The sequence below is a fragment of the Coriobacteriia bacterium genome (assembly GCA_014859305.1).
In the GTDB taxonomy this organism is placed as follows: domain Bacteria; phylum Actinomycetota; class Coriobacteriia; order Anaerosomatales; family Kmv31; genus Kmv31.
This window is the reverse complement of sequence record JACUUM010000047.1, coordinates 1-16,689: the sequence shown is the minus strand read 5'-3', so window position 1 is coordinate 16,689 and position 16,689 is coordinate 1. Positions and strand designations below refer to the sequence as shown.

General features: G+C 71.3%; 15 protein-coding genes. All 15 read left to right on the top strand.

Translation table 11 applies throughout. The features are described from left to right. The coding region (locus IBX62_09005) for a PhoH family protein (protein ID MBE0477220.1) at positions 1–892 on the top strand (892 nt) is incomplete at its 5' end. Then, positions 885–2,981 (top strand): HD domain-containing protein, encoded by a 2,097-nt coding sequence (locus IBX62_09000; GenBank protein ID MBE0477219.1) that lies wholly within the window; start codon positions 885–887, stop codon positions 2,979–2,981. The genes IBX62_09005 and IBX62_09000, both read left to right, overlap by 8 nt. After that, entirely contained in the window at positions 2,947–3,393 is a 447-nt protein-coding gene (gene ybeY, locus IBX62_08995) for an rRNA maturation RNase YbeY (protein MBE0477218.1), read from the top strand. Before IBX62_09000 ends, ybeY begins: the two co-directional genes overlap by 35 nt. A gap of 12 nt (positions 3,394–3,405) precedes the next feature. After that, on the top strand, positions 3,406–4,107 hold the full coding sequence (locus tag IBX62_08990) for a diacylglycerol kinase (protein ID MBE0477217.1): 702 nt from the start codon (positions 3,406–3,408) through the stop codon (positions 4,105–4,107). A gap of 8 nt (positions 4,108–4,115) precedes the next feature. Further along, positions 4,116–5,384, top strand: coding sequence for an HlyC/CorC family transporter (locus tag IBX62_08985; protein MBE0477216.1), 1,269 nt, complete (start codon positions 4,116–4,118; stop codon positions 5,382–5,384). Continuing rightward, positions 5,381–5,800, top strand: a complete 420-nt coding sequence (locus tag IBX62_08980) for a cytidine deaminase (protein ID MBE0477215.1) — start codon at positions 5,381–5,383, stop codon at positions 5,798–5,800. Before IBX62_08985 ends, IBX62_08980 begins: the two co-directional genes overlap by 4 nt. 51 nt (positions 5,801–5,851) lie before the next feature. Continuing rightward, positions 5,852–6,757, top strand: a complete 906-nt coding sequence (gene era / locus IBX62_08975) for a GTPase Era (GenBank protein ID MBE0477214.1) — start codon at positions 5,852–5,854, stop codon at positions 6,755–6,757. Further along, positions 6,754–7,485, top strand: a complete 732-nt coding sequence (gene deoC, locus IBX62_08970; protein MBE0477213.1) for a deoxyribose-phosphate aldolase — start codon at positions 6,754–6,756, stop codon at positions 7,483–7,485. The genes era and deoC overlap by 4 nt, the downstream gene beginning before the upstream one ends. After that, positions 7,485–8,231, top strand: coding sequence for a DNA repair protein RecO (gene recO, locus IBX62_08965; protein ID MBE0477212.1), 747 nt, complete (start codon positions 7,485–7,487; stop codon positions 8,229–8,231). The genes deoC and recO overlap by 1 nt, the downstream gene beginning before the upstream one ends. A 162-nt stretch (positions 8,232–8,393) precedes the next feature. Continuing rightward, entirely contained in the window at positions 8,394–9,314 is a 921-nt protein-coding gene (gene glyQ / locus IBX62_08960; GenBank protein MBE0477211.1) for a glycine--tRNA ligase subunit alpha, read from the top strand. 1 nt (position 9,315) lies between these two features. After that, positions 9,316–11,403 carry a glycine--tRNA ligase subunit beta gene (locus IBX62_08955; protein MBE0477210.1) on the top strand — a complete coding sequence of 696 codons (2,088 nt, stop codon included), beginning with the start codon at positions 9,316–9,318 and terminating at the stop codon, positions 11,401–11,403. A 40-nt stretch (positions 11,404–11,443) separates the two neighbouring features. Further along, entirely contained in the window at positions 11,444–12,256 is an 813-nt protein-coding gene (locus IBX62_08950; GenBank protein MBE0477209.1) for a kinase/pyrophosphorylase, read from the top strand. Positions 12,257–12,357: 101 nt separating this feature from the next. Further along, positions 12,358–15,108, top strand: a complete 2,751-nt coding sequence (locus IBX62_08945; GenBank protein MBE0477208.1) for a pyruvate, phosphate dikinase — start codon at positions 12,358–12,360, stop codon at positions 15,106–15,108. A gap of 116 nt (positions 15,109–15,224) precedes the next feature. Next, positions 15,225–15,578 (top strand): hypothetical protein, encoded by a 354-nt coding sequence (locus tag IBX62_08940; GenBank protein MBE0477207.1) that lies wholly within the window; start codon positions 15,225–15,227, stop codon positions 15,576–15,578. After that, positions 15,551–16,615 (top strand): deoxyguanosinetriphosphate triphosphohydrolase, encoded by a 1,065-nt coding sequence (locus IBX62_08935; protein ID MBE0477206.1) that lies wholly within the window; start codon positions 15,551–15,553, stop codon positions 16,613–16,615. The genes IBX62_08940 and IBX62_08935 overlap by 28 nt, the downstream gene beginning before the upstream one ends. The last annotated feature ends 74 nt before the right edge of the window (positions 16,616–16,689 follow it).

The following is a 16,689-nucleotide window of genomic DNA, read 5'->3' as shown; positions in this document are numbered from 1 at the left end:
GCGGCTGGTGGAGGACCAGTTCGAGTCCGAGATATCCGTCCGGGGCAACGAGATCACCATCGCCGGCGAGCCCGCCGAGAGCCAGGCCGTCTCCGCGCTGTTCACCGAGTTGATGACCCTGCTCGAGCAGGGCGGCCGGATCACACCGGACTCCATCGACACGGCGATCGACATGCTCAAGCGAGGCGAGTGCAGCCCCTCGTCGGTCTTCTCCGACGTGCTACTGACATACCGTGGCAAGACCCTGCGCCCCAAGACCGCCGGCCAGAAGCGCTACGTGGACGCGATACGCACGCACACGGTCACCTTCGCCATCGGTCCGGCGGGCACGGGCAAGACCTACCTGGCGATGGCCATGGCCGTCGAGGCGCTCAACCGCAAGGAGGTCGGGCGCGTGATCCTGACGCGGCCGGCGGTCGAGGCGGGCGAGAAGCTCGGCTTCCTGCCGGGCACCCTGTTCGAGAAGGTCGATCCGTACCTGCGCCCGCTGCACGACGCCCTGTTCGACATGATGGACGTCGAGCGCTCGGCGGCTCTGGTGGAACGCGGGGTCATCGAGGTCGCGCCACTGGCCTTCATGCGCGGACGTACGCTCAACGACAGCTTCATCATCCTCGACGAGGCGCAGAACACGACGCCGGAACAGATGAAGATGTTCCTGACGCGCCTGGGTTTCGGCAGCAGGGTGGTCATCACCGGCGACGTGACGCAGGTCGACCTCCCCGCCGGGGCTTCGGGCCTCCGACAGGTGCGCGACGTCCTTTCCGGCGTGGACGGGATCGCGTTCGTCGAGCTCACCAGCCGCGACGTGGTGCGGCACAAGCTCGTGCAGCGGATCGTGACCGCGTACCACGCGTTCGAGGAGGCGAAGGCCGCAAAGGGCCATGAGTAGCATCCTCGAGCGCGTGAAGGACCGCCTCCCGACGTCCGGGCCGCTCGCCAGCGGTCTGACCTGGCGCATCTCGGTGGCGGTGGCGGTGGTGGGCCTGGCCGCGCCTGCGCTCGTGGTGAGCGCGCCGCCTATCGGACTGGTCGTGGGCGAACCGGCGCCGAGGACCTTCCGGGCGAGCAGGCAGGTGCAGTTCGAGGACGTGCGAGCCACGGAGCAGCACCGCGACGCGGCACGGGACCGTGTCGAGCCCGTGCTGCGTTTCGACGCCGAGGCCCCCGACCGGGCGCTCGGCCGCGTGTCCGCGTTCTTCGAGGCGTTGGAGGGCGTCGACCCGGCCGACGAGGCGCGCGCGGCGCGCCTCGGCCGACAGCACGGCGTCACGGCCGAGACCGTGGTCGCCGCGGCCGGGCTCGACGAGGACGCCCGGCGCCAGGCCGCCCGCATCACCGAGGATCTGGTGTCGACGCTCATGACCGGGCGTTTCGACGACGACGGGCTCGCGAACGCCCGGCTGCGGCTGCACGAGAGCACTTCGTTGCTGCGCCGCCCCGAGGAGGTGCGCCTGGTCGTGTCCAGCGTCGGGGCCGCCGCGCTGCGCCCCACCCTGCTGGAAGACACACGGGCCACGGCAGCCGCCCGCGAGGACGCCGCCGCGACCGTGCCGCCCGTGGTGGTCGTGAAGCAGGCAGGCGAGAACATCGTGGTCCGCGGGGAGATCGTGACGGAGCACCACATGGACATCGTGGCCAGCCTCGGGCTGCTCGACGGTGCCGGGCCGCGCGCCGTCGTGGCGGCGGTCGGGCTGCTGTCGCTGCTGGTCGGTGCCGTGGCGGCCTACCTCTACCGCTACGAACGCCGGGTGTACGACCGCATGGGCGAGCTGCTCGTGGTCGCGACGCTGTTCGTCGGCATGATCGTGCTCACGCGGGCCGTGCTGTGGGTCTTCCCCGAGGTCTCCCCGTACACGATGCCGGTCGCCCTGGCGCCGATCCTGGCGACGCTGCTGATCTCGCCGAGGATCGGGCTCGTCATGACGCTGGTCACGGCGACAGGCGGCCTTCTCCTGGGCCTCACGAACGGACTCAGCGTCGCGGTGGTGCTGGTCTCGGGGATCACCGCGGTCGTGGCGATGTCCTCGCTCACGCAGCGGCGCAGCCTGGCCTACGCCGGTATCGCGATCGTGGGGGTGACGGCGGCGGCTGCGGGCGTCGCGACGCTGGCCGCCAGCGCGACGGTCGAGGCCGCGGGCGCGGCGGCGGGGTACGGGGCGGCGGGCGGGCTGATGTCCGTGGTGCTCGCGTACGGGCTGCTGCCCTTCTTCGAACATGTCTTCGGCGTCACGACCGACGTGCGCCTGCTCGAGTTGTCCAGCCCGTCGGCGCCGCTGCTTCGCGAGCTGATGGCCAAGGCGCCGGGCACGTACAGCCACTCGGTGCTGGCGGGCAGCCTCGCGGAGACGGCCGCCGACGCCATCGGTGCCAACCCCCTGCTCGCACGTGTCGGCGCGTACTACCACGACATCGGGAAGATCGCCCGCCCGGTGTTCTTCGCCGAGAACCTCAACGGCGGGGACAACCCGCACGACGACAAGACGCCGTGGCTGTCCGCGTCCATCATCACCGCGCACGTGCGCGACGGCATCCTGCTCGGCGAGCGGAACCGTCTGCCGCGTGAGATCGTCGAGATCATCCGCCAGCATCACGGGGACAGCCTCGTGGCGTACTTCTACGGCAAGGCGGCCGGCAGCGGGCAGCCGGTCTACGAGGCGGATTTCCGGTACTCCGGGGAACGTCCGCAGTCGCCCGAGGCCGCGCTGGTGATGCTGGCCGACAGCGTCGAAGCCGCGCTGCGCTCGATCAGCGGCCCCTCGCTGCCGGAGGTGGAGGCCGCCGTGCGCGAGGTCGTGCGCGAGAAGGTCGACGACAACCAGCTCGACGACTCCGCTCTGACGCTGGCGGACATCGAGACGGTCGTGCGCGTGTACGCCAGGATGCTGGTGAGCATCTACCATCCGCGGGTGAAGTACCCGAGCTGCCCGATGAGGAGGCCGCAGGATGCAGGTCAGCGTTACGAGCCATCGAGACCCTGAACCGCTCGCGCTCGATGCGTTCGAGCGGCTCGCGGCGTTCGTCCTCGAGCGCGAGGACGTGCCCGAGGCCTCGGAGCTCTCCGTCGCGCTCGTGAGCGCCGAGGAGATGGCGAACCTCAACGAGCGCTACCGGGGGAAGGACGGTCCGACCGACGTGCTCTCGTTCCCCTGCGACGACCCCTGCCCGGTCGTCGGCGACGAACCGGTCGCCCTGGGCGACGTCGTCATCGCCCCCGAGGTCGCCGTCGAGCAGGCCGCCGGGCACGGGGTGACCGTGGAGGCCGAGCTGAACCTGCTGCTGGTCCACGGCGTGCTGCACCTGCTCGGCTACGACCATGAGACCGACGAGGACGCGGCGGCGATGCAGGCGCGCGAGGAGACGCTCCTGCAGTCCTACGCGGACCTCGGCTAGGGAGGGCGCCGGTTGCGGTCGCGCTCGCTGCTCTGGAGCTTCAACTACGCCATCGAGGGGATCGTGTACGCGCTGCGCACCCAGCGCAACATGCGCCTGCATGCTCTGGCCGCGAGCGCGGTGCTGCTGCTCGCGCTCGCGCTGGGCCTCGGACGGCTCGAGCTCGTCGCGGTCCTGCTCACCATCTCCCTGGTCTTCGCGGCCGAGCTCGCGAACACGGCCATCGAGTCCGCCATCGACGTGGCGACGGAGACGTTCGACCCCATGGGCAAGGTCGCCAAGGACGTGGCCGCCGGGGCGGTCCTGGTGGCTTCGGTGAACGCGGTCGCCGTGGGCTACGTGCTGTTCTACCCTCGGCTCACGCCGAAGGCCGTTATCGCCATCCGCTTCATCGAGAGCGCGGACGCCCACCTGACGGTGATCGCGCTGGCTCTCACCTCGCTCGCCGTGCTGGCGGCCAAGGCGTTCAACCGGGAGCGCAACTTCCTCCGGGGAGGGTGGCCATCCGGGCACACGGCGCTCGCCGTCGCGGCGGCGACGGCGATCGGGTACGGGACGCGCTCCGGTCCCGCGCTGGTGGTCGGGTTGTTCATCGCCGCCCTGGTCGCGCAGAGCCGCGTGGAGGCCGAGGTGCACACCATCCCGCAGGTCGTCACCGGCGCGCTGCTCGGGTTCCTGATCACCACCGCGGTCTTTCAGATATCCTTGTGGTGATGGTCGTGATGGCTCTCATCTTCGGCGTCGCCCTCGTGGCATCTGCTGCCTTCGCGTCGTCGACGGTCACCGCCGTCGGCCTCGTGCCGCGGGGGCGTACGCGCCGCCTGGTGGAGTCCGACCGCCCTGGCGCGCACGCGCTGGAGCGGCTGCAGGACCAGCCCAGCCGCCTGTCCGCGAGCGCGGCCTTGATCCTGGGTGCGGCGTACGCCGGCGTGTCGGCGAGCACGGCGTGGGTCATCAAGGCCTCCTACCCGCCGCTGCCCTTCGCTGTGGCCGCGGCGCTGGGCTGGGCCGCGGGGGCGCTCATCGTGTACACGCTGGGCGAGGCGCTGCCGCGCACGCTGGCCGTCCAGAACCCCGAGCGGGTGGCTCTCGCCTTCTCGCCGGGGATGCGGAGGGCGGCGCGAGCCGTCGAGCCCCTGGCGGCGCTGATGGCCGGGCCCTGGCGGGGTCTGATGCGCCTGACCGGCGGGGCCGGCGCCGGCGTGCCGCCGTGGTCGGACACCGACGAGTACCGCGACGCCGTCAACGGCGACGGCGAGGAGGCCGAGCGGGAAGAGGCCGAGGAGGCCCTTCGCGACGCGGTCGCGGACTTCACGTCCAAGATCGTCCGGGAGGTGATGGTGCCCCGCACGGACATGGCCTCGCTGCCGGACACGGCCGGCGCGCAGGAGGCGCTCGACCTCATCGAGACGGCCGGCTACTCGCGGTTGCCCGTCTACCACGAGACGCTCGACGACATCCGCGGGGTGCTGTACGCGAAGGACCTGCTGCTGTGCGTGGGCCGTCGGTGCGAGGACGTCGACCTGACCTCCATCGCCCGGCCGGCGTACTTCGTGCCGGAGACCAAGCCGGTCGAGGAGCTCCTGCTCGAGATGCGCTCCAGGCCGCACATCGCGATAGTCGCCGACGAGTACGGGGGCACGGCCGGCCTCGTGACGATCGAGGACCTGCTGGAGGAGATCGTCGGCGAGATATTCGACGAGTACGACCGGCAGGAGCAGCTCGTGGTGGACCTCGGGGAAGGACGTTTCCTCGTGGACGCGCGCGTACCCGTGGACGAGGTCAACGAGCGCTTCGGCACGGCGGTGGACACCGAGGCGGACTCGGTGGGCGGTCTGGTCACCGAACTCGCCGGACGGATCCCCGAGACGGGGGAGGCGTTCGAGGTGGAGGGTCTGAGACTCGTGGTCGACGAGCGTGAAGGGACGCGCATCCGGCGGCTGGTGGTCGAGCCTGCGGGAGGCCGTGGCGGAGAGGAGACCGACCGATGAACGACATCACCCAGCCCGACCTGGCGCTGCTCGCGTTCGCCCGCGAGGCGCACGAGAACGCCTACGCCCCGTACTCCGGCTTCCGGGTGGGCGCCGCGGTGTACGCCGGCGGCGACATCTTCCAGGGCGTGAACGTAGAGAACGCGGCCTATGGCTCGACGGTCTGCGCGGAGCAGTCGGCGGTCTCCGCGGCGCTCGCGGCAGGTCACAAGGAGATCGACGCGATAGCGGTCGTCGGCGACTCCGAGGCTCCCACGGTGCCCTGCGGGAGGTGCAGGCAGGTCCTGGCGGAGTTCAACCCGAACATGCGCGTCATCATGGGCGGCCGGACCGATGCCGTCCTCGTCGCGGACTTGGAGGAGATCTTCCCGGAGCCCTTCGTTCGCGGGTATCTCGATCAGGACGACGAGAAGTGACTCGATCCGCGGCCTTCGGCCGCGGGCGCGCGGCGTGAGGCGGTGCGGCGGATGACCGAGGAGCGGGTGCGCAGCGGCTTCGCGGCGCTCGTGGGCCGCCCTAACGCCGGCAAGTCCACGCTGGTGAACGCCCTCGTCGGCACGAAGGTCGCGATCACGTCCGACACGCCGCAGACGACCAGGCACCGGCTGCGGGCGGTGGTCGACCGCGACGACGCGCAGATCGTGCTCGTCGACACGCCCGGCCTCCACAAGCCCGTCGACGCGCTGGGCGAGGAGCTCAACCGGTCCAGCCTCCTGGCTCTGGCCGAGGTGGACGCCGCCTGCATGGTGGTGGACTCCTCGGCGCCGGTGGGGAAGGGGGACGCCTGGGTGGCCGAGCGGGTCAGGGCTTCCGGGGCCCCCGGCGTGCTCGTGCTGACCAAGACGGACCTCGTCCCGCCGGACGCTGTCGCGGCGCAGGCGGAGCGGGCGATGGCCCTGGCGCCGTTCGAGCGCGTCGTGAACCTGTCCGCGCTGACGGGCGAGAACCTGGAGGGGTTCGTCGCCGCGGTGAGCGAGCTGCTGCCCGTGGGGCCGCGCTACTTCCCGCGCGACATGCCCACGGACCAGCCGCTCGAGGTGATGCTCGCCGAGTTCGTCCGTGAGAAGGTCCTGCTCAACACCCGCGAGGAGGTGCCGCACGCGGTCGGCGTGGCGCTCGAGGACCTGACGAGGGACGCACGCAAGGGCCTGACCGCCGTGAACGCTGTCATCTACGTCGAGCGCGAGTCGCAGAAGGGCATCGTGGTCGGAGCCGGCGGCGAGATGATCAAGCGCATCGGGACCGACGCGCGCACGGACCTCGAGCGACTGCTGGGCGAGCGCGTCTATCTGGACCTACGCGTCAAGGTGCGGAAGGACTGGCGCCGTGACGCGAGCCAGGTCCGCCGCTTCGGATACGGTGAGGGGCTGTGAGCTCCCGAGGCGACACGGCATCGGGCTCGGGTGCCCAGCTCGACCCCGCCTCGCTCGCCGCGAGCATCGACAGCACGCTGCTCTCGCCCACGACCGGTCTGGCGGCCGCCGCGGCGTGGCTCGCGCAGCAGCGCCCGCAGGGCTTCGCCGCCGTGGTCGTGGCGCCGTTCGTGGTGCCGCTGGCCGCCGAGCTGATGGCAGGCGGCTCCACGGCGGTGTGCTCGGTGGCCGGCTTCCCGCTGGGGTACGCCGCGACGGAGTCGAAGGCCGAGGAGGCGCGCCGCCTCGTGGAGCTGGGTTGCCGCGAGGTCGACGTGGTCATGAACGTCGCGGCGTTCCTGGAGGGCGAGCACGACCTCGTGCGCGGCGACGTCGCCGCCGTGGTCATGGCGGTGACGGCGGCCTCCAGCGGGCTCGGGCTCGTGAAGGTGATCCTGGAGACCGGCTACCTGGCGGAACGAGACGTGCCGGTCGCATGCCGCCTGGCCGAGGAGGCCGGAGCGGCGTTCGTGAAGACCTCCACCGGCTTCGGGCCGCGAGGGGCCGGCGTCGCGGACGTGCGCGCGATGCGCGAGGCGGTCGGGCGCCGCCTCGGGGTGAAGGCCGCCGGCGGCATCCGCGACCTGTCCTCGGCGTTGGCGATGATCGAAGCCGGCGCGGACCGCCTGGGCACCTCGGCGGCGACGTCCATCCTGGAGGAAGCGCGCGCGCAGGCGGGCCGGACCTGATGCCCGCGTACCGGCTCCGTGCCCTGGTGCTCCGCAAGACCAAGCTCGGCGAGACCGACCTCATCGTCACGCTGCTGGCCGAGGACGGACGGCAGGTCCGCGCGGTCGCCAAGGGCGCGCGCAAGCCCGGCGCCCGCATCGGCGGCAAGCTCGAACCGCTCTCGACCGCGGACCTCCTCCTGCACACCGGGCGGAACCTGGACGTGGTCGCCGAGGCTCAGCTGGTAGACGGCCGGGCCGGCCTCCTGGCGGACTACGAGCGTACGACCGCTGCGTCCGTCGTCGCCGACGTTCTGGACAAGCTCTCGCAGGAGGGTCTGGCCGAGGAGCGGTTCTTCGCCCTGGCGGAGGCCGCACTGGGCGAGCTCGAGCGCGCGGACGGGGCAGCCGTCGGCGGGCTCGTCGCCGCGTTCCTGGTGAAGGCGCTGGCCATGGCGGGCTACCGCCCTGCCGTCGGCTCGTGCGCGCGCTGCGCGAGGGAGGAGGCCGACGGCGACGTCTTCAGCTTCGAGGCCGGCGGCGCGCTGTGCGGGGAGTGCGCGCAGCGCGACGAGACCGGCTCGGCGCGCTTCGCGCGCGAGGCACGCGAGGCACTGGCGGCGCTGCTGGCGGCGAGGATGCGCGAGGTGCCCGAGCTCGGCGTGCCCGACGCCGTCGTGCGGGAGTGCATCGGGGTGCTTCGGGCGTTCCTCGGCTACCATACGGGAGCGAGGCTGCGCTCGCTGGACGTGTTCACGGGAGGGTGACGCGGGTCCGAGGTCGATCGGCAGCCGGCGGACGGCGCGCCGACCGCGTGCGCGCGTTGACCCCCTCGACGGCCCTCGGCTAGCATTCAACGCGCATCGCCGCTGCTCCTCGGCCAGGTCGAGGAGCGTGCGACCGCGTATCCTCGACCCCGAAGGGCCGGCATGACCGCACTCACCTTCCAGGACATGATCCTGCGCCTCTCGCAGTACTGGGCCGACCAGGGCTGCGTGGTCGTGCAGCCGTACGACATGGAGGTCGGTGCGGGCACCTTCCATCCCGCCACGGCGCTGCGCTCGCTCGGCCCGGAGCCCTGGCGCACCGCCTACGTGCAGCCAAGCCGGCGCCCCACCGACGGGCGCTACGGCGAGAACCCGAACCGCCTGCAGCACTACTACCAGTACCAGGTCATCCTCAAGCCCTCGCCCGACGACGTGCTCGACCTGTACTTCGACTCGCTGCGCGCCATCGGCGTCGAGCCCACGGAGCACGACGTGCGCCTCGTGGAGGACGACTGGGAGTCCCCCACGCTCGGCGCGTGGGGCTTGGGCTGGGAGGTATGGCTCAACGGCATGGAGGTCACCCAGTTCACCTACTTCCAGCAGGTGGGCGGCATCGAGTGCCGTCCCGTTCCCGCCGAGATCACCTACGGGCTGGAGCGGCTCGCCATGTACATCCAGGGCGTGGACAGCGTCTTCGACCTCACCTGGGCTACCGGCCCCGACGGGCTGGCGTTCACCTACGGCGACGTCTTCCTGCGCAACGAGCGCGAGTACTCGGCGTACAACTTCGAGACCGCCGACGCCGAGATGCTCTACCGGCTCTTCGAGACCTACGAGAACGAGTGCCGACGGGCCCTCGAGGCGGGCCTCACGCTGCCCGCCTACGACTACGTGCTCAAGTGCAGCCACGTGTTCAACCTGCTGGATGCCCGAGGAGCGATCTCGGTGACCGAGCGGGCCGGCTTCATCGGCCGGGTGCGGGCCATGGCCAAGGCATGCTGCGAGGCGTACGTTGGGAAGACCACCCCCGCCGAGGCCGCCGAGGCGGAGCACCTCGCCGTGACCGAGGGCGGTGAGCGCTAGGATGGCGGATGCGCCGGCGCGCACGCTGGTCTTCGAGATCGGTACCGAGGAGATCCCCTCGGTCCCGCTCTACGCGGCCGTGACGGACCTGCGCTCCGACGCCGAGCACGCGCTGAAGGAGGCCCGCCTCCTCTACGCGGATCTCACCGTGCAGGCGTCTCCTCGGCGCATCGCGCTCACCGTCACCGAGCTCGCCGAGCGCGCGGAGGACGTGAGGTCGCGCGTGCGGGGTCCGGCGGCCAAGGCCGCCTTCGATGCTCACGGCAGGCCGACCAGGGCCGCGGAGGGCTTCGCCCGCTCTCGCGGCGTGGACGTGGCGAGCCTCGTCGTGGAGTCCTCCGACGGAGGGGAGTACGTCTTCGCCGTCGTCGAGGAGGCCGGCCGGCCCGCCGCGGAGCTGCTCCCGGATCTGCTGGCCCGCCTTGCCGAAGACATCGATTGGCCGAGGTCCATGCGGTGGGGCTCGGGGGAGACCCGCTTCTCGCGGCCGGTGCGCTGGCTGCTCGCGCTGTACGGCGCCGACGTCGTGCCCGTACGGTTCGCCGGCCTGACCGCGGGCCGCCTCACCTGGGGCCACCGCTTCCTGGCCGCCGGCCCGCACGAGGTGGCCTCCGCCGAGGAGTACCCGCTGGCGCTGGACCGCGGGCTGGTCGTGGTGGACGCCGAGTCCCGCGCGCGGGGGATCGAGGCCGCGATGGCGGCCGCCGCGGCTGCCGAGGGAGCCGAGGCCGTCGTGCCCGAGACGACATTCGCCGAGGTCGTGAACCTCGTCGAGTCGCCCACCGTGGCGGTGGGCCGTTTCGACGAGGAGTTCCTCGTGGTGCCGCGCGAGGTGCTGGAGACCGCCATGGAGTCCCACCAGCGCTACTTCCCGCTGCAGGACGGAGGGGGCAGGCTGCTCAACGCCTTCGTCGTGGTGCACAACGGCGACCCCGAGCGCACGGAGGGCATCGTGCGGGGCCACGAGCGCGTCATCCGCGCGCGCCTGGCCGACGCCGCGTTCTTCTACACCGAGGACCTCAAGATCCCGCTGGCCGACCGTTTGCGGCGCCTCGAGGAGATCGTCTTCCAGGAGCGTCTCGGCACGATGGCCGACAAGGCGCGGCGCGTCGAGCGGCTCGCCGGCGCTCTCGCCGAGATGCTGGACGCCACGCCGGAGGCCCGGGCGTACGCCATGCGCGCCGGGTGGCTCGCCAAGGCCGACCTGGTGAGCGGCGTGGTGGTGGAGTTCCCGTCGCTGCAGGGCGTCATGGGCCGCTACTATGCGCTGGCGGCCGGAGAGGACCAGGGGGTCGCCGAGGCGATCCTCGAGCACTACCGGCCCCGCTTCGCGGGGGACGAGCCGCCGGCGTCCACGCCGGGCAAGCTCGTGTCGATGGCGGACAAGCTGGACACGCTCGCCGGCATCTTCGCGATCGGGCTGCAGCCCACCGGCTCGGCCGACCCTTACGGGTTGCGCCGCGCCGCGATCGGCGTGCTGTCGATCCTGCTCGCGACGGGCGCCCGGTTCTCGCTGGCACGTGCGGTGGACGAAGCGCTGGGCGGGTACGGCGAGACGCTGGCCGGCGTGCAGGTTCCGAGCGTGCGCGAGGAGGTCGTCGCCTTCGTGGCCGCCCGTCTCGAGGGGATGCTGCGCGAGCGCGGGCATGCCTACGACACGGTCGACGCCGTGCTGGCCGTCGCCGGCGACGACCCCGCCGACGCCGAGGAACGCGCCGCGGCGCTCACCTCGTTCCGCTCTGGCGAGACCGCGATCGAGGACCTCTCGGTCGCCTACACGCGTGCGCGCAACCTCTCCGACCCGGGCCTGGGCGTGCAGGCCGACCCGCAGATGATGGGCGCCGAGGAGCTCGCGCTCTTCGACGCGCTGGCCGCCGCCGAGGAGCGTGCGACCGCCGCCTTCGCGGGGCGCGACTACGCCGGCGTGCTCGGCGTGCTCGCCGAGCTGCGCGGCCCGATTGACGCGTTCTTCGACGCGGTGCTGGTCATGGACCCCGACGAGACGTTGCGCGTCAACCGCCTGCGCCTGCTGAACCGCTTCGTCGCGCTGTTCTCGCGTTTCGCCGACATCTCCAAGCTGGCCGGCTGACCGGGCGCGGGGGTCGCGCCAAGAGGGTAGAAGCCGAGTCATGAGGGAGGAGAGCACCGTCGTCTACATCCTGTCAGACTCGCTGGGCGAGACCGCGGCCGCCGTCGCGAAGGCGGCGCTCGCCCAGTTCGAGCCCGGTACGTTCCGTACCGAGAGGCTGCCGAAGGTGTCCTCGGTGGCGCAACTCGAGGATATGGTGCGGGCGGCGTGCACCGAGCGCTGCGTCTTCTTCTACACGCTGGCCGACCCCGCGCTGCACGCCGAGATGGACCGGATCGTGATGGACACCGGCGCGCGGTGCGTCGACGTGCTCGGCCCGGCGGTGCGCGTGCTCTCGGAAGCGGCCGGCACGCCCCCTCGCGGCGTCGTGGCCGCGCTGCGCCGGACCGATCGCGGGTACTTCGAGCGGATCGAGGCGCTCGAGTTCGCGGTCGCGCACGACGACGGCCGCAATCCCCAGGACCTGGACAAGGCCGACGTCGTCCTGCTCGGCGTCTCGAGGACCTCCAAGACGCCGCTCTCCATGTACCTTGCGTTCAAAGGCTACAAGGTGGCGAACGTCCCGCTGGCGCCGGGTGTGGAGCCGCCCAAGGAGCTCCACGAGATCGACCCCTCCAGGCTCTTCGGTCTCGTGCAGGATGCCGAGCTGCTGGCCCACGTGCGGGCCCGCCGCCTGACCGAGCTCGGGACCTACGCCAGGAACTACGCCGAGGTGGAAGCGGTCGAGAGGGAGATGGAAGCCGCGCGCGTCCTGATGAGGCGCCTCGGCGCCGTCGTCGTGCGCACGGACAACAAGGCGGTCGAGGAGACAGCCCAGGAGATTATCCGCTATCTTGGAACGCAGTCTCTGTAGGCCTTCCCGAGCGGCGCGCACGAGTGAGGGAGCGTGTGCGCCGCGGGCGTTCGACCGGCGAGGGATACCCACGATAGCGAGGACCGCCCGGGTGCGTGCCGATGCCGGCCGCACCCGCCTCGCAGTCGGAGCGAGAGAAGGGGAGAGAGTTGTCCGAAGAGAAGCGTGTCCATTCGTTTTCCGAGGGCGACGCGTCCATGAAGTACGTGCTCGGCGGCAAGGGCGCCAACCTCGCCGAGATGACGCGGCTGGGGCTGCCCGTCCCGCCTGGGTTCACGATCACCTGCCAGACCTGCGTCGAGTACTACGAGGCCGGGCGCCGCTTCCCCGAGGGGCTCGAGGCCGAGATCGCGCGGCACGTGGAGCAACTGGAATCGCGGATGGGCAAGCGGCTCGGCGATCCCGTCGACCCGTTGCTCGTATCGGTGCGCTCCGGCGCTCCGTTCTCGATGCCGGGGATGATGGACACCATCCTCAACCTCGGCCTGAACGACAGCTCCGTCGCCGGGCTCATCGAGCAGACCGGCAACGAGCGCTTCGCGCAGGACTCGTACCGCCGCTTCATCCAGATGTTCAGCAAGGTCGTCCTCGGTGTGGAGGGCGACCTCTTCGAGAACGCCATCACCGCCGTGAAGCAGGCGCGCGGCGTGCGCAACGACGTCGACCTCACCGCCGAGGACCTCGCGAACCTCGTCGGGCAGTTCAAGGGCATCGTGGCCGACCACGTCTCGTCGGCCGACTTCCCCGCTCTGGCGGCCGACGGGCGCGTCGTCTTCCCGCAGGAGGTGTCGCTGCAGCTCCGTCTTGCCATCGAGGCGGTCTTCAAGAGCTGGATGAACCGCCGCGCCATCGACTATCGGCGGCTCTACCGGATCCCCGACGAGCTCGGCACCGCCGTGAACGTGCAGACGATGGTCTTCGGCAACAAGGGGGAGACGTCGGCCACCGGCGTCGCGTTCACCCGCAACCCCGCCGACGGCACCAAGGAGTTCTACGGCGACTTCCTCACGAACGCCCAGGGTGAGGATGTCGTCGCCGGCATCCGGAACACCGAGCCCATCGCGAAGCTGAGACACGTCCTCCCGGAGGCCGGGCAGGAGCTCGAGCAGGTCTTCGTGACGCTGGAGAACCACTACCGCGACATGTGCGACATCGAGTTCACCATCGAGCAGGGCAAGCTGTGGATGCTGCAGACGCGCGTTGGCAAGAGGACGGCGCGCGCGGCCCTGAAGATCGCGGTGGACATGGTGGCCGAGGGGCTGATCACGCGCCAGGAGGCCGTCCTGCGGATCGACCCCGACCAGCTCGACCAGCTGCTCCACCCGCAGTTCGATCCGGACGTACCCGTCGAAGCGGTCGCCAAGGGCCTGAACGCCTCGCCGGGCGCGGCGGTGGGCGAGGTCGTCTTCACCGCCGACGACGCGGAGAGCGCCGCGGCCGACGGGCGCAAGGTCATCCTCGTGCGCTGGGAGACCACGCCCGACGACCTGCACGGCATGGTCGCCGCCCAGGGGATCCTCACGAGTCACGGCGGCAAGACGAGCCACGCCGCTGTCGTGGCTCGCGGCATGGGCAAGCCCTGCGTGTGCGGCGCCGAGGCGCTGCGCATCGACGCCGAGCACAGGCTCGCCCGCATCTCGGGCACCGACATCGAGCTGCGCGAGGGCGACCTGATCTCGATCGACGGCACGACCGGCACGATCGTGATGGGGGCCGTGGAGCTGATCCCGCCCAAGCCCACCGACGAGTTCGCCACCATCCTCGGATGGGCTGACGAGTTCCGCACGATGGGCGTCCGCGTGAACGCCGACACCCCCGAGGACGCGGTGCGCGGGCGCGAGCTCGGAGCGGCCGGCATCGGGCTCGCGCGGACGGAGCACATGTTCCTCGGCGACCGGAAGCAGATCGTGCAGGACATGATCCTCGCCGAGGACGCCGCCACCCGCGAGAAGGCGCTGGCGCAGCTGCTCGAGGTCCAGACACAGGACTACCTGGGCATCTTCGAGGCGATGGACGGGCTGCCCGTGACGGTGCGCCTGCTCGACCCCCCGCTGCACGAGTTCCTCGACAACCCGCGCGAGCTGGAGGTCGCGCTGTGCCGGCTCCAGGCCTCGGGCGCGGATCCCGGCGCGCTGGCGGAGAAGCGCACCCTGCTGCACAGGATCGACAGCATGGCCGAGGCCAACCCGATGATGGGGCTCCGCGGCTGCCGGCTGGGCATCATGCACCCGGAGATCTATGGGATGCAGGTGCGTGCGATAACCGACGCGGCGTGCAAGCTGCGCAAGCGGGGCAAGGACCCGCACCCGGAGATCATGATCCCCCTGGTCAGCATCGTGACGGAGCTGGAGACGCTGCGGGCCGAGACCGAGGAGATCGTGCGCGACGTCCAGGCCGAGAACGGCTGCGCGTTCGAGATCCAGATCGGCACGATGATCGAGATCCCGCGCGCGGCGATGACGGCCGACGAGATCGGGACCATAGCGGACTTCTTCAGCTTCGGCACCAACGACCTGACGCAGATGGCGTTCGGCTTCTCCCGCGACGACATCGAGGGCAAGTTCCTGCCGCGCTACCTGGACCGGAAGATCCTGCCGCGGAATCCCTTCGAGACGCTCGACCCGGGCGTGGCGCAGTTCGTCGAGATGGGCGTGCAGCGGGGCCGGAGGGTCAACGAGGGCCTGAAGTGCGGCGTGTGCGGGGAGCACGGCGGCGACCCCGAGTCGGTGAAGGTCTTCCACGGCATCGGTCTCGACTACGTGTCGTGCTCGCCCTACCGTGTCCCGCTGGCCCGGCTGGCGGCCGCCCAGGCCGCGCTGGCCGAGACCGCGCAGGTCTTGGACAACCGGTGAGGATCGGCGGCCTCGCTGCCCGGAGCGGCGCGCTCCTGGGGCCGGCCCGCTCGTTGCGGCCGGAGCGCTCTCGGCTACGATAGGTGGAACGCTGCGGTCCCGAGCGAGGGGGAGGCGTGAGCAGGAGCACCAAGCTCTACCAGCAGCCGCGCTCGCCGCTCATCCAGGGGCGGTCGCGCATCGAGCGCCCGTCGTGGCAGCCGTGGCTCGTCGGGTCGGCTTCCGCGATAGCCCTCATGGGCCTCTCGCTGGCCGCGGCGTGGTCGCTCGCCGCGAAGCGCACCCGTGACGCCATGCTCTCCGGCGCCCCGGTCAACGCCGCCGTGCTGGTCGCGGTAGGGGCGCTCGCGTGCGGTCTGGGAGTGCGGGTCGCCACGGGGCTCGGGGTCAGGCGCAGGTGGCTGATGGGCTCGGTCGTGGGCTACGCGGCCATGTGGTTCGCATGGGCGGCCCGGGGCCTGTGGACCTGAGCCCCCTCACCCGTGCGGAGGCCGAGGCCGCCGAGCGCCGGCGGCTCTCGCCGCTCGCGGCGCTGTCCTCGGCGAGCAGGGGGCGCGTGAGGCCGCTGGAGCCCGACCCGCTGCGCACCGAGTTCCAGCGCGACCGCGACCGTATCATCCACTGCAAGGCGTTCCGGCGCCTGTCGCACAAGACGCAGGTGTTCCTGGCGGCCGAGGGCGATCACTACCGCACACGGCTGACCCATACGCTGGAGGTTGCCCAGATCGCGCGCTCCATCGCGCGCGCGATGAGGCTGAACGAGGACCTGACCGAGGCGATCGCGCTCGGGCACGACCTGGGCCACACGCCGTTCGGTCACATCGGTGAGGACGCGCTGAACGCGGCGCTGGCCGAGGTGGCCCGGACCGGGGAGTACGCCGACGTCCCGGCGCCGTTCCACCACCACCTGCAGTCGCTGCGGGTCGTGGAATCGCTCGAGTACGAGGGCCGCGGACTGAACCTGACCTGGGAGGTGCGCGACGGGATCGCGAACCACACGGGGGACGACCGGGCGGCGACGCTGGAGGGCCGCATCGTGGCCATCGCCGACAGGATCGCGTACGTGAACCACGACATCGACGACGCGATGCGCGGGGGCGTGCTCACCGAGGACGAGCTGCCCTCGGCGTCCACCGACGTCCTCGGCCATGACCACGGGAGGCGCATCACCACGATGGTCGCGGACATGGTCGAGACCTCGCTGGCCTCGGGGGACATACGTATGAGCGAGCCGGTGTGGGCTGCGATGGCGAGCTTGCGGGACTTCCTGTTCGACCGCGTCTACCTCTCCTCGGCGGCGAAGTCCGAGGAGCCCAAGGCGTTCAAGGTGGTGCAGGCTCTGTTCACGCACTACCTCGAGAACCCGGGCAGCCTGCCCGGGGAGTACCGACCGGAACGCCGCGAGGAGCTCCCCCGTCGCGTGACCGACTACATCGCGGGGATGACCGACCGCTTCGCGATCCGCGACTACGAACGGCTCTTCGTGCCGCGCAAGTGGATGGTGTAGGGCCGCGGAGCCCACGCCCGAACCTCTCTATATTCCCCTCCAGGCGGCGCCGCTGCGCCGGCGTTGCCATTATG